This window comes from Caldivirga sp. (assembly GCF_023256255.1).
GTDB lineage: Archaea > Thermoproteota > Thermoprotei > Thermoproteales > Thermocladiaceae > Caldivirga.
In genome coordinates this window covers 83494-105977 of sequence record NZ_JAGDXD010000028.1, presented here as the reverse complement: position 1 = coordinate 105977, position 22484 = coordinate 83494, and the positions used below count along the sequence as shown (strand labels likewise).

The following is a 22484-nucleotide window of genomic DNA, read 5'->3' as shown; positions in this document are numbered from 1 at the left end:
ATTCTGTGGGCTATCCTTTTCCCAAGGGGCTAGGTTTTAGGTACATCATATTTAAGCACATTGCGGGTTTTCCCCGGCTTCAGCCCCCTCATTATTGATGTTGTGGATTATTATGTAAAATAAGCCATCATGTATTAATGTATGTATTGTATTCTCATTAAGAATTGCTGCATTGTCGCATTCTCCTAGATTCCCTCTCAACCTATTCAAGGTTTTAGATTAATTCTCACTCAGTATAGTTTTGATGCGAAGCACTTGAAAAACTGCAGTATCGCTATGCCTAATGGTTTCTTTGGAGAGGAGGTTAGAGTAACTTCTTAGCTTCACTAATCATCTCCTCTATCTTAATGATACTCACCTTCACGTGGTTAATTGCGTATTTTCCCTCATGGAATCCCCATACGTGTAGGTCATATGCAACATTCTAACCATCAAGCACCCAATAGCCTAGCTCCTTAGCTAATGTCCTGCTAGCCATGCCAAGCAGATAGGTGTACCATTGACCTTCCTTTATGAACTCTTGGTACTCTGGTATTCTATATTTCTCAGCGAGCGCCTTAATAACCTCCTCAGCAGTCCCTCAATACTACTCATGCGTTAAGCTATGCGGCTACTTAGTATATAAATCCTCTACTGATTTACTATTCATCTTAAAGGGCAAACCTTTAAGTACGCTGTAAGGTAACGGTAACGTTGATGTGAGTATTATTAATAAGTTTAAATGACTTCTTATTTTTAGTGAATAATAATATTACAGTAAGCTAGCCGGGATTTGAACCCAAGGGCTACCGAGCGGGAAGCGGGTTTCCCCCTTCAGGTTAATTTACGCAGATGTACTTAAAGGTTCACCCAGAAGTTTAATCAAAAATAACCGAGTTAAAAATGTTAAGAGTTTCCAAGTCGTGAAAGTTTAAAAGCCTAATAGCAACTTACCTAATGGCGGGGGTGCCCGAGCCTGGTCAAAGGGGGCGGACTCAAGATCCGTTGGCGTAGGCCTGCGTGGGTTCAAATCCCACCCCCCGCACCATTCCATGCATACGGGTATGAATAGGCTAATTAAAACCAGCCTAGAATAAGCCTATGGATAACCTGGAGGTTGCCCTACTCCTGGAATCCCTCAGGCACGGCATGGTACTCAGGGGGAGGAGCGTGATTAAGCATAGTAGGCAATTCATAATAACCCTACCCACCGAGTACAATGAATTATGGAGGATACTAAACGAGAAGGGGGTGAAAGTAACAATAATCATTAGGCTAGAGCGTTTTCCTCAAGCTTAATGAAGACGTGCCTACTGGCTGGTGGCGAGTATAATATACCCATAGCGTACTCACCAAGTAACCTAGGGGTTAAGTCCATCCTCAACCATTCTCTATCAGCCTGCGTTAACCCAAACTTACCGTAAACCTCATCAATGTAGGCGTCTGGGCCAGCCAGTATAATGCTGAAGCTAAGGTTCTGCAACATACCGGTGGTGTATCAGTAATGCTCTGCGTAGTCGCATTGTCCAACGCCGCTGAGCCGAATAGGAAGGCAAAGCAAACATATCTACCCTAAGGTTAGGTCCTTAAGGCGTCAATAGACACCCTAAAGAACCTAACCTACAGTCACCTCCACAGGGTACTTGGATTTAACTTTGAACTAAGTTTATGTAATGATAAGTTTAACTTAGCACTTAATTAGTAATTATGATACAAACATTAGGGTACTCTGATTCCCTAATGAGCAAGGTTACGAATTTAGTTATAAGCATAGTGATGAACCACAAACCTAATATACACATCCTCAAACCTCAGGTTTAACACAAGGTATCTCCATTATCTTTTGTGATAGGGAGATTGCCCATGATTGAAGCTAAGCCAGACATATATGCAGCATGTTAGCTGTACGTAGAGAGATGAGCGTCCTATTACCTAATAGAACTTAAACCTAGGATTAAATTGAGGAAAAGTACCTAAATGAATTAAGCTTAAAACTACTGGGTTAATTCGATGGGGTGCAGATGAGTAGGTTAAGCAGTGGTATAATCTACTCCGTTGCTTTAGCCTTAGTATGGGGGGTGGCTTACCCACTTACTAGGATGGCGGAGGCTTACGCGTCGCCAATGGTTATAGCCGTGATTAGGGTTATTGCCGCATCAGCATTAATGTATCCGTTGGTGAGGAGACTGGTGTTGAACCTGAGGATGCTTATAACTGCGGTGTTGAACATGGGTCTCTTCCTAGTTTTAATAAATGTGTCAATACTATACTCCCCAAACCCGGGTTTAGCCGCATTAATGATATATACTCAGCCACTCTTCGTAGCTCTCTTTGAGAGATTAATACTTAAGCATGGTTTAAGCTTTGGGAGGGTAATCGGCTTGATACTGGGCTTTACGGGTGTCGCATTGGCTTCCACCAGTTCAGTGTTCCTAAGCTTAGGGGTTATTGTGGGTTTAGTGGCTGGTTTACTGTGGGGTCTTGGAACCATACTATATGCAATGTGGTTCAGGGACATTGATCCGCTTGTAACTAATGCATCATCATCAGTCTTATCAATACCAGTAACAGCCCTGGCCTTACCCATTGACCCAGCATTGTCACTAACACTCAGGGGCATACTGCTGGTGCTACTGGTTGTCGCTGATGCTCAGATACTGGGCTTCATACTCTGGTTTAAGGCGGTTAGTAGCGAGAGACCTAGCACTGTATCATCAATACTATTACTAACCCCAATCTTAGCCCTCTACTTCAGCGCATTAATACTTAAGTCACGGTTAACAACCCCTGAATTAATGGGTACTGCAGTGACTATGATTGGCCTACTCCTTGTTATTAAATCAGCTTAGTTCACCTTAATGTTGCCTTAACCCAAACCCCCCTCTTACTATCCCACGTTAATCTACCACTCCTTATTTCCCCATTTATAGTATCCTCAAGGAGCCTATAGTATTCCTCGTCCTTAACCAGGAATGAGCCTGAGTAAACAGCGTTAATAAGCTCCTCATCACCCTGCTTAACTAGGCTAAGGGCTAGGTCAGGGGTGAGGAACCTAGCCACTATCCTTAACCCACCCACCTCCGTCTCCTTAATGCCCACTGAGGTATCATTGGCAATAATTATTATACTTAGTGGGGGTTTAGGTTCCATTACGTAGGCTTCACCGGATACCCATGGTCCATGCATGATTATTAGTAGTGGCCTTAACCCACCCAGTGAATTAACATACTCTGTAGCCAGTTCCCAGGCATTTATCGCCATTACCCCTAGGTTGACTCCAGGGTTAATAAACCCTAGATTGATTCTAACCTAGGTTTGCATGTGGTAATGCTTACGTTATTTTGCTGATTAATTTTTTAAATTCAGTAATAATGATATAGCTATTAGCTCATCCTTAATGCATAAGGGTATTAGCAAAATAAGGATTGGGTATGCACTTGACTTAGTAGCATACATTATAGTCACTAGCCTAGTTGCCGTAATTATTGGCTTCATCCCTGCAATACTCACGAATACTACGGCTGCATTACCCTCATTACTCCTAGGCGTAACTAGTGAGTTCTCATGGCTACTACTTGGCTTAGTAATAATGCTAGTGATCATTATTATAATGGGGATTGTGGCCATGGTATTTAAGGTAATGGGCTTCCTAACCTTAGCTAAGGTTAATGAGACCCGATATGGTGCCGTCAGTGTTGGATTAGCAGCCATAATTCTAGCTTATATTCTAGGAGTATTACTCTTAGTACTGGTGATTTATACTCTAATGCATAATCCTCAACTTATGCTTAAAATGGCGCCTCCACTCATAATGTTAACCGTAACCATTATCGTATTAGCCATTGTTGGTAATGCAGTATTATCGGTGATCCTGTGGAGACTTAGTGATGATTACCGTTCATCAACATTGTTAGTTGGGGGAGTATTAATCATTTTAACGGTAGTCAATACAGTACTGGGTTTCTTAGGTACAATTGCAGTGGTGATGGGGCTTAGTGAGGTAATGAATAGGGTTAGTTCAATAGTTGAGGAGGAGGGTTAGCAACATCTACCTTCAGTGAATTATTTCCTAACTGTTCTTGGCAATATTAGTAGAGCCGCCAGTCCACCCAGTATTACCGCAATCAGCATTAGGGCTACTGCAGTAATATTTGCACTGACTACTGGTGCTAAAACAATTGACGTAGATGTAATGTATTTTGATGCTGCCCTTGGTATGATTGCCGCAATTAAGTAAGAGTTAGTTGATGAAGTCATCTGCTCTAGCATAGCGTGTGGTGTTACTGTTACTGTTCCATTATTCGGGATTAGTAACCAGTTACCTGTAAGGTCAATAATAAGTATGGTGCTTACGGTATAGCCATAAACGTTGATTGTTACATTATCGTGAAGCATCATTATGTAGGATACTAAGTACAGTTCGGTAGTTAGGTTACTGAACCTCACTATACCATTCGTGACCCTTACGCATTGTTGTTTACCAGTCATTGAGTAAATACACAGTGTACCACCCTTGATTAGTTCACCGTTAGGTGCCTTAATGATAATGCTAAGGCTTGACTTAGGGTATTGGTCAAGGGGCTTAAGCCTAGTGTTAGACATAATCCATGAATACACCGCATATGTTCCATTCTTAACAACCTCATTCAATACGCTACCAGGTACTTTAAGGTATCCAAACCAACCTGAAGACTCATTAAGAACTATAACGTAGTAATATGAGGAATTGTTGAGGTATTTCTCATGAATCCACGCCTCTTTTCCAGCAAGTATCCTTGAACCATTTACTAGGTATGATAAGGATACTGCTTCGTAACCATTATTGCTTATAATCATTACATCAATCCGCTCCCCAGGTTGCTGCGGAGTAGCTGATGTGGTAACTGTAGTGGAAGTACCATTGGTTGTTGTTACGTTAGTAGTGTTCATTGATACTTCGTATGAGTTTGTTAATTGACCTACTACAATCGCTAATGCCACTACCACAATCACCAGTGGTATCAGTGGACTGGGTTTCATAATAAGGGTTAATTCACCTGGTTAATTTACTTACCACGTAGTACATGATGTGTTAACGCCTAGGTTTTAAAGAACTAGGCTTCTTCACTACTATGGGTAGTGATGTTAGGCTTGGTGAAACAGCATTGAGGATTTACCTACTTCTACTTAGGGAGGGTAGGGCTATGAGTGCTAGGGAGGTTCAGAGGATTTTGGGCTTATCCAGCTCTGGCTTGGCTTACCATCACTTAGAGCATTTAAGGATACTCGGCTTAGTGATTAAGGATACTGATGGTTATAGGGCTATTAAGAAAAGTGGCGTAATTGAAGGTGCCATAATAGTCAGATCCAGCGTGTTGCCTAGGGCATCATTCTACATGGGATCCGCTACAGCCTTAACAATAACCTACACGATATTAGCAATCCTTGGTATGGTTAAATTTGATGCGGTCGCAGTAATAGCGATAGCATTACTCCAAGCCTTCGCCACCGTGGAATTTAGAGAACAGTACGTAAAGTTGAGGAGGCTACTTAAGGCTATTGAGGCTCAGGAATAACGGCATGCAAGGTAAGGTCATCCTAGAGTTCTTGACATTACTGCTTAAGGTTTCTTCCTCACGCGTTATTCAACCAACTTGCATTAAGGTGCGGAATTGCTTAAGCACTGGATATAGTGTTAAGTTAACTATTTTAGTTTATAAAGACTCATGGTAATTAGGTATCGGTAAATAGGGAAGCGCTCACTTACCTAACACATAGTACTTAACCTTCCTTCTCCCAATGACCTTAACCATGACTGTGGCTAAGCCCCTACTTGCTAATGAGTCTAGGGCCTTATACACCCCTAGTAATGATCCTTCACCAACAGTCTTCCATACACTGTAGGCTGTTAATGGTACCCCCTTAGGTGCCCTTGCTAGTATTGCATCCTGAAGGCTCTGAGCCCTATTACTCCTCGTCCTCATATTGAAACTAGCCCTAACCTTAGGTGAACCAGATACTACGGCTACAGCTTCATTAATATCCTTAGCCGCCACGTAGGCTGAGGCTGAGATTGGCCTAGCGAACACGGAGTGTTTAGCTAATTCAACAACAGCCGTAATAGTGTCCTCAGGCTTAACACTCATAAAGCTAACACCTAATTCCCTTAATTGATCACCTATTGGGCTCTTAAGTGAACCCACATGCACTCCCATTACCCTTGGTGCATTACTAATAATACCCTTATCCTCAAGCTCCATGAAGCCCTTAACTAAGGCAAGGATTAACGCGCCTCTCTCCACTGGTACTGTGACTGTTCTTAAGTCGCCTAATTGTTCAATTAACTCGTATGATATTGTCTTAAAGCCCTCTATTAGGAATGGGTTAAAGTAATCCACTGAGGGATCCCTAACACAGTTCACGCATACTCTAGTACTTAACTTAGCCAGTATGAGTAGGTCCCTTGGGTCAACATTAGAATTAACACTTACCGTAACATTAATACCCACCATGGATAGGTATAATGCCAGTGACCTGGTTAAATCCTCCTCGAAGACTAACTTAACATCACCATCATTAGTAAGACTAGCTAAAACCGCTGAACCCCTATCATAATATGTACCAGTGGGGTTATTGCCTTCATATTTAATGATTATGCCGTTAATCCTCCTAATCTTAGTAAAGCCCTCACCAAGGCTAACTAGCTTATTAGGCTTCGGTAACTCATTAAGGTACCTCCATACTCCAGGTAGGCTACTTATGTGAAACTTACTGAAGCTAACCCTGTAAAGCAGTGGTAGCCCGCATCTTGGACATACCCCTGGTTCATGGCTTCTGTAACCGCATAATATGCATGTAAACTCCACACGGTTACTGTATTGAACCAATTATTAACGTTGCGTCTCCTCTTATTAAGTAGGGTTCGACCTTCATCATGATTAATGTTTAATGATAATTAATCACTCAGTCTCATTTACTCCCCCCACTTAGCATTAAGGTATTAAAAGTAATTGAAACAACGAATAGCCACGTAAAAAGCTACAGACACTAACAGGTTTAGCTGAGAATTAGCCTTATGAAGTAGAAATTATATAATGGGCCGCATACAGGGGAGTTATGGCCTACGTGTCTTTCGACATAGATGGTACACTAGTGGATTCAACAAATAGGCTTAAGTTATGTTACATTAATGGTTCAGTTAATTGGGAATGCTTCCTAGACTGCGGTAAGCTTCACCTTGATTCACCACTGGTTAATACTATTGAGTATGCTAATTCATTAAATAGGAGGAAACTAGGCGTACTATTGTTAACTGGTAGACCTGAAAGAATGAGGCAATGCACCATTAGGCAGCTTATGGACTATGGATTAATGGGGTTCATTGACCTAATAATGAGGCCTAATGATAATCATGACCCAGACCCAGTCTACAAGACACAAGCCCTAGCTAGAGTACTAAGTAAGTATCCTATCTTAGTTCACTTTGACGATAACCCAGACACTGTGAAGGCAATTAAGGGAATAGGGATTGATGCAGTATTAGTCTAGAGGTTTCCCTCCAAGTTAATGTACTTGCCTATTACCTAGTTGAATGACTAGCATGAATAGTAATTGCTATCTCATAGGGAAATCAGCAACAGTGGTAATGCTCCTTACTCCTCTTAAACCCTGATGGATTAATCCCTTTGCGCCGTCTAAGTTAAGACTTTAGCTTTTTAATGTTGAGGCTGAGGTTATGAACCTAGTTTCACTACATAGCGTGTAACCGTTGGCTACTTTTATTCACCAGTTCCAGAACTTTATGTTTAAGTCTTATGCACTGGCTAGAGGCAGATGTCCTAGATGTGGTCTTGAAGGTACAATTGTGATTAAGTCTGTAACGCATTTACGTAACTACTCGTTATTTTTAATTGCTTCTAGTCCCCTTGATGCTATTAGGTGTGTTGAGGTTATGACTCCCCTATGTTTCATACGATTTAACAACAAAATTTATTAGCTTTTCCTTCAATGCTTAATTGGAGGGTGCCACTGTGAAGCCTGTGAGCAGTTGCGAGGTGGAGGAGGGCACCCAATGAAACCCCCGCGTCCTCGAGGGGAGTTAGTCCCGTAGACGGCACGGGGAGGAAGAAGGAGTAATGAGGCCGAGCGACTAATAGTCACGAAAAGTGACTATTAGCCACAATGAAGGCCGAACTCTAGTGGTAAAGGTCTCTATGTTTATGTTAGGCATGGTAGAGTATGGCATTACGTGGGTCCTTTAAGTAAAGTTAACGTTGATCAATTGATCATTAAAAATGATACGCATTGCAGGAGGAATAGCGCGTATTCAAGTAAGGTATTACCAGTACTGGCGCTTCTTACATTAGTATTATTGGTAGCATTATCAATATACGTAAATTTAGGGTTATTGTCGCAAGGTATTAATGTTAACCATGTTGATGCCATGCCTAACGCCACCGATACTTTCCAGGTCTTAAACGCGTTAAGCCATGATGTATGTAATGCTACAGATGCGTATTTAAGTAGTAATGATTAGTTTAGTTGCTAATAGTCATGAGAATCCCTGAGTTATTTTAAACATTATAGTAACGCATAAGTTTCATATAATGCTTATTACCTTATTCTGATCTAATTAAAGTGTGAATTAATGTATGGTGAAGGTAATTTGAAAAACATGGTAAGGGTAAACGCCCCTAAGTTAACTTAATTAGCTAATGCTCCAGGAGACTGCATACTATATTACGTTCATAGCGTAAGAGATATTAAAGCATTAAGTTAATTAATTAACGTGTTTAAGCCCTATAACCTTGAACAGGGAGCATTCCTAGTTAAGTTAGCTAGAAGGGCGGTGGAGGAGTTTATAAAAAGTAGACGTATTATAAAGCCACCTGAAGATACACCCAGTAGATTGCTTGAGGATAATTACGGGGTTTTCACTACGATAGAAACAGTGAAGGAGAATGGGACCACTGAGCTGAGGGGATGCATAGGTTTCCCAAGGGGTAATGTTAATACGGCTAGGGCGACAATAAACAGTGCCTTGGCCGCGGCTTTCGATGACCCTAGGTTTGCGCCACTCGACGTTAATGAGCTTGAGTCAGTAGTTTTTGAGGTAAGTGTACTCAGTCCCCTTGAGGAGACTAGGTTTAATTCCCCTAAGGAATTAGTCAATTCAATTAGGGTTGGTGTTCATGGTTTAGTAATAGAGAGGGGGATGTATAGTGGATTGCTTCTTCCTCAAGTGCCCGTTGAGTATTGTTGGGATACTGTAATGTTCCTTGATGAAGCGTGCGAGAAGGCTTACCTAAGACCTGAGTGTTGGGCCGAGAAGGGTACTAGAGTTTATACCTATGAGGCGCAGATATTCAGGGAGAGAAGGCCTAGGGGGGATGTTTACGAGAGGGATCTTATTGAGGAATTAAAGAAGTGTCACCTTGATGAAGCGTAGTTGCTCATTAATCTCCTAATCACGTTAACGTCAATGTTAGACAATGGTTTACTTGACACTATGATTGAATATAGTGTGTTTTCTATTATAGGAACCACGTAAATATTGGCACCATCCTTAACTATACCCATGTAGCTTAACTTATCTCTACTCACCATCATTATGTAGTCGTTTAATGACTCAAAGGGATAGTCGCCATCCTTTTCAATTACCTTGAGGTTAATGGCATCAACCAAGGCTAGGGCGTCCACGTTAACCATATCCCTAACTTCACTTAGACTTGACGGCGCGTAACTAATCATCATTATTGGGGATTCCTGTTGAGTAGTTTGACGTGTTGATAATTCGCTCACCTTCCTATTAACCTCACTGATCATTAACGTTAGGCTCTCTATCCTACTGATTAACTCATTCTTAAGTGAATCCATTGAATCCTGATTAGCTTGTTCACTAGCCTGTTGAGTACCCATACCTTGGCTTCCAGGGTTTTGCCGTATATTTATGTTGCTTAAATTACCAGTTGAGGTCGCCTTCCCCCCACCTCCCTTACCTCTTCTAACCACTAGCAAGATTACTACTAAGGCCACCACTACTACAGTGACCACCAGTACTATGTCTACTAAGTTCATTATGTGTTAGTACACTGAATTAATATAAAAATATTGCCCTACATTCTAATGGGGGTGATGGCTAAGAGGGGTATGATAAACACGCACATGATTGATAAGCCTAAGCCAATACTGTGAATAACCTTACCAGTTAATATAGCTGTAGTTAACGCTGAAGCCAGAAGTATTACCGACGGTACATGGTAATTAAACGGTGAACCTAAAGCAGTATTAATTGCAGTTGATGAAATAGTACTATTGATTAATCTAAGGAATTCAATTAATGCAATGTAGTTAACCGGAATCAACACCCCATAAACCACGTTATCCCTAAACATGCTCTTAATTTGAAAAATCAATGAATCAACCACCCTAGCTGCCCTGGTTACGAAGTATGGTGCACCAATACTATAGGCTATGTCCCTTATTCTTGAGAATTCGCGTTCAATAATGGAGGAACCTGTTATCTCCCTTGGATTAGGGTTCCATGTTAACTCAAGTATGGGTTCCATTACTCTCTGTTCTAGGTTTGTAATAAGCCTTATGAAACCAAGGAATTGAGGCATGTAGAGGGTTGAGAAACCTAGTGAGAATGCTATTATAGTGTAGGCTGGGGAGCGCGTAATAGCATAAACTACTAGTGCCGGAATGAGACCCATTATTGTGGGTTTAACGTAATCATAATCATATAGCTTTATTTGATTAACGTGTATAAGGGGCATTAACAGTAATGGCGCTAGGACAAGAATTGAACCTGCTAACCCAACGCCTATTAGCATTATCATTAATGCTTCAAGCATTACTAAAGCCATCGTTAACATTAATACGCTTAAATTAACTTCACTACTCATTTTCCTCCAATCCTCAACCATATTGTTAAACCTCTGGGCGAGAAACTCAAAGTATGCATCATAACTTACACCACTCTGTTCATAATGCCTAGCCATGGTTAACAATGCCTTACCAACCTTATTGAGTTCAATATTATCACCTATTAACCTAATGGCTTCCTCATAACCAACTAGGGGGGACATTAAAACTAGTAGAGTTAAGTTAACTAGTTCCCTAATCCTCATAACCCTTACGGTTACTGGGTGGTTTAAATTCACGTATAGGTAGGTAGGTTAATGAATAAAACACCATGACCCTACATTACATTACGCTTATTAACAGGGAGATAACCATAGGGTTAGTGTCCTTCAATATGATTGTGTTTAACTAGGCTTCACTTAGGAAACGCCAAGACAACACTATCCCTATTGCCGAGAACACCACAGCGAATATTGTCAAGTACAGGAAGTCCATGGGTACACTGAATGATGATACACCTAGTAGTAATCCTCTTGTTACATCATTAACGTACGTTAATGGGTTTACGTAGGCTACTGGTCTAAGCCACCAAGGCATCATCTTTATTGGGTAGAATGAATTACTTGCAAACATTAACGGCATGTTGAGTAGGTTTATTATCGCCATTTGAGACTGCCAATTGGTTGAACGAAGTGCCAGGGTTAAGTACAGTGATGAGAATCCTAAGGAAAGTAGAGTTAAGGCTGCGTAAACACCAATAATACTTAGCGCAAACTCAAGGGGGGTTAGCTTAGTATTGAATTTCATTCCTAAGAGCACCGCTATAAGTAGCACTATGGTGGCTTGGGCAAGTGACCTTATTACTGAGTTAAGCACCTTACCCATTATTATGCTACCCCTAGGTACAGGTGTTGTAAGTAGCTTACCCAACACCCCTAATCTCCTATCCCACACAATGCTCATGCCGCTGTTCATTGCGGTAAAGAAGGTTATTTGAGCAACCATTGAGGCGGCTAGGAATGAGAAGTAGTCCGTTGTACCGAATGTTGACTTTAAGTAGGCTTGGGCTATTTGGTCAATAACCTGTTTAGGTATGTTTAAGCCAGGTATGTTAACACTACCATTTGTGAATATTGAAGTCATGTTCATTGATTTACCGAAGAAGGCTAGCCAAACTATTGGTTGAATTAATGTCACTATTAAGACTACCGGAGCCTTATACCACTTCTTAAGTTCCCTATCCGTTAAGGCCCATAAACCATGAAGTGGATTACTCATCCCCATCACCTCCTAGCCGTGTTTATAATCCTCCTCATAGCCATGGCCTCCTCCCTACTGCCCCACTCTTCCCTTAGGCTATGGCCAGTGTACTCCATGAAGACCTCATCCATTGAAGGCTCCTTAATTGATATACTCATTACCCTAACACCAGCCTTACTCAATATATCGAATATTACTGGTGCAGCTCTACTGCCATCCTTAACCTTAAACCTAACGTACCCTTCAACAACCCTAACGTCACTTAAACCATCAACACTCTGAAGCACCTTAACTGCGGACTCAGGATTACCGGCAACTTGTATTGAAACCACGTCACCGCCAATGCTCTCCTTTAAATCCCTAGGTGTCCCCATGGCAAGTATCTTACCGTGGTCAATTATGGCTATTCTATCGCAGTACTGGTCTGCCTCCTCAAGGTAATGAGTAGTAACGAATATTGTGGTACCCAATTGCTCCTTAAGCCTATAAACATACGACCATATTGCAGCCCTAGTCTGCGCATCAAGACCCAGGGTTGGTTCATCAAGAAACAGTATCTTAGGCTTATTTATTAAACCCATGGCTATCTCAAGTCTCCTCCTCATGCCTCCTGAATATGTTTCAACCTTCCTGTCTGCTGCATGGGACAATTCAACTAGGTTAAGTAGCTCAACAGCCCTCTCCTTAGCCTCCTTCTTAGGTATCCCATATAGGCTAGCTATGAGCATTAGATTCTCCCAACCGGTTAAATCCTCATCACTAGTGTACTCCTGGGGAACTACACCAATTGATTCCCTCACCTTAGCCGGTTGCTTAACAATATCGTAACCATTCACCAGTGCTGTACCCTCAGTGGGTCTAGTTACAGTGGTCAGCATCTTTATGGTTGTGGTTTTACCTGCCCCATTAGGGCCTAGGAAGCCGAAAACCTCACCGTACTTAACGTCGAAATTAATGTGATCCACGGCTAGTATTGGACCATAGCGTTTGGTTAGGTTTATGGCTTTTATTGCTGAATCTAATGGCATAGCTATCCGATATCGACACTGCTACACAGCTTATAAACGTTTCTAGTCTATTAATGCATCCCTGTTAATCAGCTTCCTTATTCTTAATTCCCTTAGAGCCGAAGAGGTTAACATCCCTTATTCTCATCCTGACGGCGCTATCAACCCAATGCCAATACATCACCCTAGGTTCGCTAAACCTATAGCATAGTAACGCATCATAATTACCCTTATATAATGTTGGGAAGTGAACAATACCAAGCCTAGTGTTTATACTGAAGCCGAGCCTATGGGATAATTTAATTAGCCACCTTGACTGCTTACGTATAATGTCTAATTCACCATCCTTATACGCCTCCATTAATCCCCCTAACACTGGCTTAATTTCCGTAATTATTACGTTAGCTTCATCAACAGTGAAGGCATGGGTGTGCTTACCCATGACTTAACCTCAGTTACCGCTGCATTTAAGCGTAATTAATCCAATGATTACTGGGTTTATAGAGGTGACTGAAAGTATTAATTAGTTAGGTTCATCCTGATATCGAAATCATTAGCAACGCTTATTATTCCCAACCCAATACCCTCACCTATGCTTAACGTTACCGACAGGATGATAGTGCTACCTGGGGATTTAATTGGTGGAAAGAGTAATGATTACGTCATAGTTGGATCAGTGTACTGGGAGGGGGATAAGGCATACGCCGCGACGGTGGCCATGATTAACATTAAGGGTGACGTAAAGCCAATGGAGGTTCAAGTAATACCACTAAATGGGGCCTATAAGCCAAGGCAAGGAGACATAGTTATAGGTTACGTAATAGATATACTTGTTAATGGATGGGAGATTGATATTAAGTCCCCATACTCAGCCTACCTCCCCATTAATGAGGCCACCTTGAAGCCTGTTGATGTGGTCACCGCTGATTTAAGGAACATACTAAACATAGGTGATATTGTCCTTGCTAAAATAAGCGACTTCAACCTGGCTAAGGATTACCCAGTAACGTTAACTATTAAGGAGTCTAGGCTAGGTAGGATTGAGGACGGGACTATTATAGAAATAGACCCAGTTAAGGTGCCTAGGGTTATAGGGAAGAAGGGGTCTATGGTAAACATGTTTAAGGATGAACTCAACTGTGACGTAACAGTAGGCCAGAATGGCAGGATATGGGTTAGGTGCAGGAGTAAGCGTGATGAATTATTCGCATCACAGACTATTAAATTCATTGAGAAGGAGAGTCATCAAAGTGGATTAATGGATAAGGTTAAGGCAATAATACAGAGTTATAAGTCTACGGCTGGATTACCATAGGCTTAAATCAGATTCAGAGCAATGGCTTTAAACGACGTTAGCAATTGATCGTAAGGTTACTTTAATAGTTAAAGGGAAAATTCGGGGAATTAAGGTTATGTTGCTGAACTTGCTTAAGCAAGTTTAAATACCATTTTACTGCGATTTACTGAAATGGGTAAGAAGGATTACTGGGTGGTGTGGAGGATTAACATTGACTCGACGGTAAGCAGGAGTAATGGTAGGGTTGTGCCTAGGCAGTTGGCTGTTGAAAAGCCTACATTGGATGAATTGGTTAAGGCAGCTTCAACGCTTGGGCTTAAATATGAGGCGCACCCTGAGAAGAGGCACCCTAGGCATTGGTTTGAGGAGGACTCCGCAGGGTGCTTATATGTTTATAAGGTTGAAGGGTATGGTAGGAGAAGCCTTATTAAGAAATTAGCGCAACTCGTGAAGAGTAGTAGGAGGGGTGGTTAACATACTTGCGGTTTTCATAACTGGAACAGCTGGTTCAGGGAAGTCAACGTTAACCTCAGCTTTAGCTGATTACTTAGAGAACCAGGACAACTACGTCAGCATACTTAACCTAGACCCAGCCGCAGAGTACCTGCCTTATACCCCTGATATTGACATTAGGGATTACGTATCAGCCAGGAGCATAATGAGGAAGTATAAGCTTGGCCCAAATGCATCATTAATAGCGGCCGTTGACCTAATAGTGACTAGGATTGATGACATTAAGCAGCAGATAAATGATCTTGATCCAACGTACCTAATAGTGGATACACCGGGTCAGCTTGAGATGTTCGCTTTCAGGGATACGGGACCCTTAGTGGTGGATAGGTTAACGATGGATAAGTCCATGGTGCTCTTCGTAATAGATTCAGTACACGCCAGAACCCCACTAGGCCTAGCTTCAAGTCTCCTACTATCCCTATCGGTTCAGTTGAGGATTCAGAAGACTCAAGTTAATGTACTTAATAAGGTTGATTTACTGACTGAGGAGGAGATTGAGGAAATAGAGAACATGATTGAGGACCCTGACTACCTAGAGGTTAAGGGTGGGTCAGAGTTAGTATCAAGGATAGGTGGCGTGATTAGGAGTGTCAACATTGTGCCTGAACCAATACCAGTAAGTTCTGTTAATGGACAAGGGTTAGATAGGCTTCACGCAATCATGGAGCAGATATTGACTGGTGGTGATAAGCCATCGTAAGGTTAAGCCACCAGTCATTCCGTAGTATAGTTACTTAAGCTCATGCAGTATGGCAGCATAGCTTAATACCTGGGCTAAATGAACCCTTATGCCTGACTTAGTGGCCTTAGGTGAACCGCTCGTCCAGTTTAATGCAGTGACTGAGGGTCCATTAAGGTATGTGACGTATTTTGAGAAGCATTCAGCAGGCTCCGAGGCTAATGTGTGCGTAGCCGTCTCTAAGCTTGGGCTCAGTAGTGGATTAATAACAAGGCTCGGTAATGACGAGTTCGGCTTCTTCATATATGAGTGGCTTAGGGGGCAGGGAGTTGACGTTTCCAGGGTTAAGTTTGACCCTGAGAGGCCAACTGGGATATATTTTGTTCAAAGAAGTTACCCAGTACCAGGGGTTAGTACTGTATTATACTATAGGAGGGGTTCAGCGGCGTCAGCATTAAGCCCCAGTGACTTGGATGAAGAGTACATTGCTGGTTCAAGGTTCTTCCACACCACCAGCATAACCATGGCTATAAGTGACTCAGCCAGGGAGACTGTGATGAGGGGTGTTGAGGTAGCCCATAGGCGCAACGTAATGGTTTCGTTCGATGTAAACATTAGGAGACTCCTTTGGCCGAGTATTGAGGAGGCTGTTAAGGCTGTCGAGGGGGTTCTCAAGAATGTTAATGTACTTTTCCTTGATGAAAATGAGGGGGAACTACTGTTTGGTACAAGGGATCCTCAAGGCGTCTTCAAGGAGGCGGAGGCGAGGTTTGGGATAAGTAGGGTTATCTTAAAGATGGGGCTTAAGGGCTCAGTGGCTAGATGGGATGGTGAAACAGTAAGCTCAAAGGCTTTCCAAGTACCTGTCAAGGATCCAATAGGTGCAGGAGATGCGTACGCAGGTGTCTTCCTTGCATCAGTGCTTAAGGGACTTCCACCATCTAAGGCTATAGTTAGGGCATCTGCTGCAGCAGCCATGGTAGTTATGGTTAGGGGTGATGAAGAGAACCTGCCAAGAGAAGCTGATTTAGAAGTCTTTCTACGCAACTATGGGTTAAGCGATGTGGAGCTAAGGTAAACCACCTCAATAGTTGGAAGCCTGCTTTTCCCCTACTTATGCCTCTCAAGTGGTAAAATTGAATATTGCCGTCAACTTAATGATGTGAACCTTAATGGAACTGTATGACGTGGAATGCGGGTTAGTACAGGTGATCAAGTAAACCACCCCCACTGCGCCTAGTTCTTCCCTTAACCATGGTTTCATTAAATTTAACTACCCTACCATCCTTAACTAACTGGCGGGCTTGCTCCAGTATTGATACTGCAATCTTATCCCCTATTCCACGTATCTTGGTTAAGTCACTTACGGTTGCCTTAGCTAAGTCCTCTATCGTCCTATAGCCAGCGTTATAGAGAGCCCTAGCCCTAACCCTACCCACACCCTCAAGGTTAACGACTAATTCCAGTAATTCATCATTAACACCGTACTTAACCCTATACCTAAGTGTCCTTAACCCGTTCACAATACTACTACTTAACCCTAGTGTCTTGGCTAATTCCTGAAGTGCACCTATCAGCCACTCAGCCTGATCTGAGAGAACCCTTAAGTCCCCTGGTTGCACATCATAAGTCTTCATTACCTGGTCCTCACTGCCTTCGTTAATCCACTCAAGGAGCGCCATGGCTGTTTTAAACTCTGAGAGGAGGTCCTCGTAGTCCTCGGGGTAATTAAGTAACTCATCCTCATCACTGGGTTTAAGCGGTATTGAGGGCCACATTGAGACTACCTGTTGAGCCAAGTCATCAACCTCATTCTTCCTCACCTTAACCTTAGGTATCTTAGGTGACTTAACGACAAGCATTAGTGAATAAGCGTTTAAGTCAGCCTCATTGTTAAGGCTGTTTAAACCCATTATGAAGACATGAGCCGTATCCGGGTCAAGGTACATCCTATTCACCACTGCACCAACCTCAGTGGCCTCAAGCTTATCCCCATTCTTAATGATGAAGCCGTAATCCACTAGTTCATCAATAATCCTACTAATCATCCTCCTAATTGAATTAGCCTGGATTACTGATGATAATCTACCCTGGAATCCAGCGAACGTGTTTGAAATGAACGTAACCAATTCATTAATTGTATCAGCATATTGGCTTGCCACAGCGGATAGAATGTGGAATTTGAGTGAAGTGGTGTTCATGAAGTTTGACTTAACGTACTCAGGCGGGGACTTAATGTACTTGTCAATGACGTAATCCACCTCATCCTTACTTGAAACCACTATTATTGCTTCACCATAGGGGTCAAGGCCTGGTCTACCTGCCCTACCAGCCATCTGCTTATACTCCATTACAGGTATCTCAATGAAGCCGAAGCCTGGTTCATAACGCCTATACTCATTAATAATAACCCTACGTGCAGGTAGATTAACCCCAGCGGCTAGGGTTGTTGTGGAGGCTAAAACCCTTAATACGCCTCTCCTAAATCCCTCCTCAATTATTCTCCTAACCTCTAATTCAAGACCTGCGTGGTGAAAGGATACGCCGCACCTTATTAGGCTTGTTAATTCCTCGGCAAGTATCCTTGATGAGGAAGCCTCCTTAACCTCCTCAGCTAATTCATTTGCCTCAGTGGGGTCAATGTACCTAACTGGGGATGAGCATACGTATTCAGCTAGCTTCCTAGCTATCTTCACTGCGCCCTGCCTTGACGATGAGAACACGAGTACTTGCCCACCATCGTTCAGCGTATCCACCGTTAGGTTTACCAGTGAATCACCCTGCCCACTAATCCGCCTTTCGCCGTCATTAACGTAGGTTATTACGCCCTTATGGTAGACGCCCTCCCTCAGGCTGACTGGCCTCCAGTTTGACTTAACGAGCTTAGCGTTAAGCCAATTAGCCAATTCTTCAGGATTACCTATTGTTGCACTTAACCCAATAATCTGTGGGTTAAGGTTAAGCATCCTTAACTTAGCTACAATCGACTCTATGATTGGTCCTCTTTCATCATCATTAATGAAGTGTATTTCATCAATGATGAGTTGCCCAACTTCCCATATCCAGCTCGGCTTAAGCCTAAGCAGACTATCAAGTTTCTCATAGGTGGTTACTACTATGTCATAAGAGCCTAACCACTTATCCTCACTATTATAGTCACCTGTTGATGCAGCCACCCTAATGCCTAATTCACTGTACGTGTTGAAGTCACTTAGCTTCTCGAAGGCTAATGCCTTTAAGGGAACTGCCACAAGCGTCTTCTTATCATTAACTAAGATATTGTTTATAGCCGCTACCTCAGCTAGTAGTGTCTTACCTGAGGCTGTGGCTGAAACCATTAGTACATTTTCACCATTCAGTAAGCCAGCCTTAATAGCCTCCTCCTGGGGTGGGTATAATGTTCTAATGCCCCTCTTACTAATTAGGAAGTCCCTAAGCACGCTTGGCAGCGGTAGCTCCTCAATGTTCACTAAGGGGGTTGCATCCTATTGCTTAATATTTCTTATCATTATAGGTGACTTAAAGTTTAAGCTTTAAGCTAAGGGAAGGGCCTTGACGGCTAAACGCGCCCCGTCAGTCATCATCTAGAAAGCTTAAAAAGGCCTCATTCATTAACCCACTGCTAAGGTGTCTTATAGTGGGGTTGAAGATTCATAGGCCTAGGAGAGGATCCATGGCCTACTACCCTAGGAAGAGGGCCAGTGATATAGTGCCTAGAATACGCAATTGGCCTATAGTTAACTTAGGTAAACCCACCCTCCTGGGTTTCGTTGGTTATAAGGCCGGTATGGTTCACGTTACTGTGGTTGATGATAGAAAGACAAGCCCATTCTTCGGTAAGGAACTTATTAAAGCAGTTACAGTAGTTGAGACTCCTCCACTTTACGTAGTTGGTTTAAGAGCCTACGCAGTTAACCCACTTAAGTCAGAGTTAGTGAGCGTTGGGGAAGCCTGGGTTAGCGTTACTGATGAAGTTAAGAAGTATATTACGAGGAGGATACCTACATTACCTGAGAAGTTTAATACGGATAAGGCGCTTACTGACCTGCAGGGTCTACTTGACTCGGTAAGTTACATTAAGGTTATTGCAATGACCCAACCCTATAAGGCTGGTGTAGGTAAGAAGACCCCTGAGGTTCTTGAAATACCAGTTGGTGGTGTACCAACCATTGATGAGCAGTTTAAGTACGCTTCAGGGTTATTAGGTAAGGAGGTTAAGCCCACTGATGTCTTTAAGCCTGGTCAACTAGTGGATGTCATAGGGGTTACTAAAGGTAAGGGGACCCAGGGTGTAATTAAGAGGTTTGGCGTTAAGGAGTTGCCCAGGTGGCATAAGCATAGGAAGGGTTCAAGAAGGACTGGTACAGTTGGGCCTAAGCCTGCGGTAATGTATACTCAACCGAGGATGGGGCAAATGGGGTTCCATAGGCGCACTGAGTATAATAAGAGGATACTTAAGATAAGCGATAATGGTGCTGAGGTGACGCCTAAGGGTGGGTTTAAGCATTACGGCATAATAAGAAGTGGCTACGTGCTCATTGAGGGTTCAACACCAGGCGTTGTTAAGAGGCTTATTGCTTTCAGATACCCAATTAGGCCACCGTTCAACTATGATCTTAGGCAGATTCAAGCCCCAAGCGTAACTTGGGTAAGCACAATGGGTGTAAGTGGGGTGAGTTGAAGTGAGCATTGACTTATCCCCATTACTTAAGAACAAGTACGAGGTCCCGGCCAACGCTAAATTACTGAACCTAAACGGTGAAGCTGTAGGTGAGGTAAACCTACCTGAGCATTTTAAGACCCCAATAAGGTTTGACTTAATTAGAAGGGCAGTGTTGAGTGCATTAACGGCTAGGCTTCAACCAAAGGGCACCGATAAGGAGGCTGGGTTAAGGACATCTGCTGTAAGCTTCGGTACGGGCCTAGGTATAGCTAGGGTTCCTAGGATTAAGGGTAACATGTGGCCAAGGGCCAGGATCGCACCCAACGTGGTTAAGGGCAGGAGGGCGCATCCACCTAAGGTTGAGAAGAGGCTGCGGGAGAGGATTAATAGGAAGGAGAGGATACTTGCAATTAGGTCAGCAATAGCAGCCACAGCCGTTAAGGAACTCGTAATAGCGAGGGGGCACTTAGTTGGGGATGTTAAGGCAATACCGCTGGTTGTGGTTAATGATTTTGAGGGAATTAGTAAGGCTAGTGATGTTAAGGCCGTCTTCAAGGCTCTTGGACTATGGAGTGATGTACTTAGGGCTCAACGTAACGTGAGGATTAGGGCTGGGAGGGGTAAGATGAGGGGTAGGAGGTATAAGGAGCCTAAGAGTGTGTTAGTGGTTGTTTCCAGGAAGGATGCACCAGTGATTAAGGCAGTTAGGAATATGGCTGGAGTCGACGTGGTTTACGTAGACAACCTAAGTGTACTCCACCTAGCGCCTGGCGGTGTGCCGGGTAGATTAACATTATGGACTCAGGGGGCTATTGAGAAGTTAAGCAGTGGGAAGCTTTTCAATGTAGGTGAGTGAGCATGTCCAGTCAACCAATCATCACTAGGTTCATTCTAACTGAGAAGGCTATTAGGCTGGCTGAGAAGGAGAATACGTTAACCGTTGTAGTGCCTAGGAGCGTTAATAAGAAGGTGATCAGGGATTACGTGGAGAAGGCGTATAAGGTTAAAGTCATTAACGTTAGGACTCTGATAACAATGGAGGGGGAGAAGAAGGCTTACGTAAGATTATCAAGCGAAAACAACGCCATTGAACTATTAACCAACCTAGGACTACTGTGACCAAGCCTAATGCAGTTCCTTTTCCTGCAACTCAATGAATGGTTTAAGTGATTCAGGTACCCTTAAGGCTAACGCCGCGGCGCCGATTATTCCTATGTCATCCCCGAAGCGCGTGCCCGTTATTTCAGGCATCCTATTAGCAACATACCTCTTAACGTACCTGTTTAACCCATCCATTATCACATCCACATTATTAAGGAAGACACTACCACCCAGTATCACTACTTCAGGGTCATAGGCATTTATTGTGTTAGCCACCCCAGCCGCAATAGCCTTAAGTACATAGTCAATGAACTCCAGCGCAAATGGATCACCATTCTTGAATCCATTAAATAAGTCTGGAGTAGTGGCCCTACCTTCCTTAACCTTTAAAGCTAATTCACTCACCTGTCCCCTATACCTCTTCTCAAGGTACCACCGGGCGCTCCTAGGTATATTACCACCACCAGCAATAGCCTCCAAGTGCCCATAGCCCCCGCAGCCGCACTGCAGATCTGACTCAATATCAACAACGGCATGGCCCATTTCATGAGCGTTACCATCCTTACCCACTAGGAGGTGCCCATCAACCACAACACCCATTCCTATACCTGTGGATAAGGTTATGTAAACTACGTTATTCCTCCCAACCCCCTGGCCGAATAGGTACTCACCCCAGACTGACGCCATGGCATCATTACCTATTACTACAGGTAACCCAAGCCCCCTCCTCAATGGGGCATAGAGCCTAAACCTCTTAACCCTCCACCTTAAATTAGGGGCTATTAGAACGTTACCAGCCTTCAGGTCAAGGGGACCTATTGACCCTATCCCCACTGCTGAAACTGAGGATAGGTACTTGCCTAAATTCTCCTTAGCTCCCTTAATTATTATGTTAGCAACAGTGTCTTCATCACCTTCCTGGGGCATGGGGACCTTAACCTTATCAATAATCTCACCGTTTAACCCAACCACGCCTATCCTAATGAAGCTTGCACCCACGTCTACGCCTAAGTAGTACTGCACCATATTCACCTTCACCGTAGTTTATGCCTAGGATTTTTTAAAGCATTAACTAAAAGTTTTCTTCATGTTTCGCCTCATGACCCTTTTCATAGTTGCTTCCCGCATAAGACTTCAATG

At 43.0% G+C, this 22484-nt stretch carries 25 protein-coding genes, 1 tRNA gene and 1 pseudogene; 15 read left to right on the top strand and 12 right to left on the bottom strand.

All coding sequences use genetic code 11. The features are described from left to right. Positions 1–304: 304 nt before the first annotated feature. A pseudogene (locus Q0C29_RS10845) lies at positions 305–574 on the bottom strand (PaREP1 family protein); the annotation flags it as partial. Between the two features lie 365 nt (positions 575–939). Here Q0C29_RS10845 and Q0C29_RS04935 point away from each other — a divergent pair. Then, positions 940–1027 (top strand) — tRNA-Leu (locus Q0C29_RS04935). A gap of 53 nt (positions 1028–1080) precedes the next feature. Continuing rightward, complete coding sequence (locus tag Q0C29_RS04930) at positions 1081–1278, top strand: hypothetical protein (protein ID WP_291999545.1); 198 nt, start codon at positions 1081–1083, stop codon at positions 1276–1278. Here Q0C29_RS04930 and Q0C29_RS04925 read toward each other — a convergent pair. Continuing rightward, positions 1250–1465, bottom strand: a complete 216-nt coding sequence (locus Q0C29_RS04925; protein WP_291999544.1) for a hypothetical protein — start codon at positions 1463–1465, stop codon at positions 1250–1252. The genes Q0C29_RS04930 and Q0C29_RS04925 overlap by 29 nt on opposite strands. Before the next feature lie 535 nt (positions 1466–2000). Here Q0C29_RS04925 and Q0C29_RS04920 point away from each other — a divergent pair. Further along, the gene (locus Q0C29_RS04920) at positions 2001–2828 is read left to right on the top strand and encodes a DMT family transporter (RefSeq protein WP_291999641.1); all 828 of its coding nucleotides are present in this window, start codon (positions 2001–2003) and stop codon (positions 2826–2828) included. 1 nt (position 2829) lies between these two features. Here the strand turns inward: Q0C29_RS04920 and Q0C29_RS04915 are convergent, their stop codons facing one another. Continuing rightward, a complete protein-coding gene (locus Q0C29_RS04915) occupies positions 2830–3240 on the bottom strand; it encodes a hypothetical protein (protein ID WP_291999543.1) in 411 nt (136 codons plus the stop codon). A 136-nt stretch (positions 3241–3376) separates the two neighbouring features. Here Q0C29_RS04915 and Q0C29_RS04910 point away from each other — a divergent pair, with 136 nt between their 5' ends. Then, positions 3377–4021: a DUF973 family protein gene (locus tag Q0C29_RS04910; RefSeq protein WP_291999542.1), complete on the top strand. Its 645-nt coding sequence runs from the start codon at positions 3377–3379 to the stop codon at positions 4019–4021. Positions 4022–4041: 20 nt separating this feature from the next. Here the strand turns inward: Q0C29_RS04910 and Q0C29_RS04905 are convergent, their stop codons facing one another. Then, positions 4042–4971, bottom strand: a complete 930-nt coding sequence (locus Q0C29_RS04905) for a hypothetical protein (RefSeq protein ID WP_291999541.1) — start codon at positions 4969–4971, stop codon at positions 4042–4044. A 119-nt stretch (positions 4972–5090) separates the two neighbouring features. On the opposite strand from Q0C29_RS04905, the gene Q0C29_RS04900 reads away from it, so the two are divergent. Continuing rightward, a complete protein-coding gene (locus Q0C29_RS04900) occupies positions 5091–5534 on the top strand; it encodes a hypothetical protein (protein WP_291999540.1) in 444 nt (147 codons plus the stop codon). Between the two features lie 183 nt (positions 5535–5717). Here Q0C29_RS04900 and Q0C29_RS04895 read toward each other — a convergent pair whose 3' ends face one another. Next, positions 5718–6824, bottom strand: a complete 1107-nt coding sequence (locus tag Q0C29_RS04895; RefSeq protein ID WP_291999539.1) for a pyridoxal-phosphate dependent enzyme — start codon at positions 6822–6824, stop codon at positions 5718–5720. Between the two features lie 250 nt (positions 6825–7074). On the opposite strand from Q0C29_RS04895, the gene Q0C29_RS04890 reads away from it, so the two are divergent. From Q0C29_RS04890 to Q0C29_RS04880, 3 genes are all read left to right on the top strand, one after another. After that, the gene (locus Q0C29_RS04890) at positions 7075–7506 is read left to right on the top strand and encodes an HAD family acid phosphatase (protein ID WP_291999538.1); all 432 of its coding nucleotides are present in this window, start codon (positions 7075–7077) and stop codon (positions 7504–7506) included. Positions 7507–8206: 700 nt separating this feature from the next. Then, on the top strand, positions 8207–8494 hold the full coding sequence (locus Q0C29_RS04885; RefSeq protein WP_291999537.1) for a hypothetical protein: 288 nt from the start codon (positions 8207–8209) through the stop codon (positions 8492–8494). Positions 8495–8746: 252 nt separating this feature from the next. Continuing rightward, positions 8747–9406 (top strand): TIGR00296 family protein, encoded by a 660-nt coding sequence (locus Q0C29_RS04880; RefSeq protein ID WP_291999536.1) that lies wholly within the window; start codon positions 8747–8749, stop codon positions 9404–9406. Here the strand turns inward: Q0C29_RS04880 and Q0C29_RS04875 are convergent. The 5 genes from Q0C29_RS04875 to Q0C29_RS04855 form a co-directional block, all read right to left on the bottom strand. Further along, entirely contained in the window at positions 9388–10035 is a 648-nt protein-coding gene (locus Q0C29_RS04875; protein WP_291999535.1) for a hypothetical protein, read from the bottom strand. The genes Q0C29_RS04880 and Q0C29_RS04875 overlap by 19 nt on opposite strands. 38 nt (positions 10036–10073) lie before the next feature. Next, entirely contained in the window at positions 10074–11123 is a 1050-nt protein-coding gene (locus Q0C29_RS04870) for a hypothetical protein (RefSeq protein WP_291999534.1), read from the bottom strand. Between the two features lie 109 nt (positions 11124–11232). Beyond that, entirely contained in the window at positions 11233–12102 is an 870-nt protein-coding gene (locus Q0C29_RS04865) for an ABC transporter permease (RefSeq protein ID WP_291999533.1), read from the bottom strand. A 5-nt stretch (positions 12103–12107) separates the two neighbouring features. Continuing rightward, positions 12108–13112: an ATP-binding cassette domain-containing protein gene (locus Q0C29_RS04860; protein ID WP_291999532.1), complete on the bottom strand. Its 1005-nt coding sequence runs from the start codon at positions 13110–13112 to the stop codon at positions 12108–12110. Between the two features lie 64 nt (positions 13113–13176). Beyond that, entirely contained in the window at positions 13177–13533 is a 357-nt protein-coding gene (locus Q0C29_RS04855) for a DUF2203 family protein (RefSeq protein ID WP_291999531.1), read from the bottom strand. A 150-nt stretch (positions 13534–13683) separates the two neighbouring features. On the opposite strand from Q0C29_RS04855, the gene rrp4 reads away from it, so the two are divergent. The 4 genes from rrp4 to kdgK all read left to right on the top strand — a co-directional run bounded on the left by rrp4 (position 13684) and on the right by kdgK (position 16658). Beyond that, a complete protein-coding gene (rrp4, locus tag Q0C29_RS04850; protein ID WP_291999530.1) occupies positions 13684–14406 on the top strand; it encodes an exosome complex RNA-binding protein Rrp4 in 723 nt (240 codons plus the stop codon). Positions 14407–14559: 153 nt separating this feature from the next. Next, the gene (locus Q0C29_RS04845; protein WP_291999529.1) at positions 14560–14862 is read left to right on the top strand and encodes a signal recognition particle subunit SRP19/SEC65 family protein; all 303 of its coding nucleotides are present in this window, start codon (positions 14560–14562) and stop codon (positions 14860–14862) included. Beyond that, a complete protein-coding gene (locus Q0C29_RS04840) occupies positions 14855–15601 on the top strand; it encodes an ATP/GTP-binding protein (RefSeq protein WP_291999528.1) in 747 nt (248 codons plus the stop codon). The genes Q0C29_RS04845 and Q0C29_RS04840 overlap by 8 nt, the downstream gene beginning before the upstream one ends. 88 nt (positions 15602–15689) lie before the next feature. Then, on the top strand, positions 15690–16658 hold the full coding sequence (gene kdgK, locus Q0C29_RS04835; protein WP_291999527.1) for a bifunctional 2-dehydro-3-deoxygluconokinase/2-dehydro-3-deoxygalactonokinase: 969 nt from the start codon (positions 15690–15692) through the stop codon (positions 16656–16658). 121 nt (positions 16659–16779) lie between these two features. Here kdgK and Q0C29_RS04830 read toward each other — a convergent pair whose 3' ends face one another. Further along, a complete protein-coding gene (locus Q0C29_RS04830) occupies positions 16780–19050 on the bottom strand; it encodes a DEAD/DEAH box helicase (protein ID WP_291999526.1) in 2271 nt (756 codons plus the stop codon). A 167-nt stretch (positions 19051–19217) separates the two neighbouring features. Between Q0C29_RS04830 and Q0C29_RS04825 the strand changes: the two genes are divergently transcribed. Genes Q0C29_RS04825 through Q0C29_RS04815 form a run of 3 tightly spaced genes read left to right on the top strand, consistent with a single transcriptional unit; the run spans position 19218 to position 21362 of the window. Next, positions 19218–20261, top strand: coding sequence for a 50S ribosomal protein L3 (locus Q0C29_RS04825; protein WP_291999525.1), 1044 nt, complete (start codon positions 19218–19220; stop codon positions 20259–20261). Between the two features lies 1 nt (position 20262). After that, positions 20263–21099, top strand: a complete 837-nt coding sequence (rpl4p, locus tag Q0C29_RS04820; protein WP_291999524.1) for a 50S ribosomal protein L4 — start codon at positions 20263–20265, stop codon at positions 21097–21099. Between the two features lie 2 nt (positions 21100–21101). After that, positions 21102–21362, top strand: a complete 261-nt coding sequence (locus tag Q0C29_RS04815; protein ID WP_291999523.1) for a 50S ribosomal protein L23 — start codon at positions 21102–21104, stop codon at positions 21360–21362. A gap of 6 nt (positions 21363–21368) precedes the next feature. Here Q0C29_RS04815 and Q0C29_RS04810 read toward each other — a convergent pair whose 3' ends face one another. After that, positions 21369–22370 carry an ROK family protein gene (locus tag Q0C29_RS04810; RefSeq protein WP_291999640.1) on the bottom strand — a complete coding sequence of 334 codons (1002 nt, stop codon included), beginning with the start codon at positions 22368–22370 and terminating at the stop codon, positions 21369–21371. Positions 22371–22484: the final 114 nt, after the last annotated feature.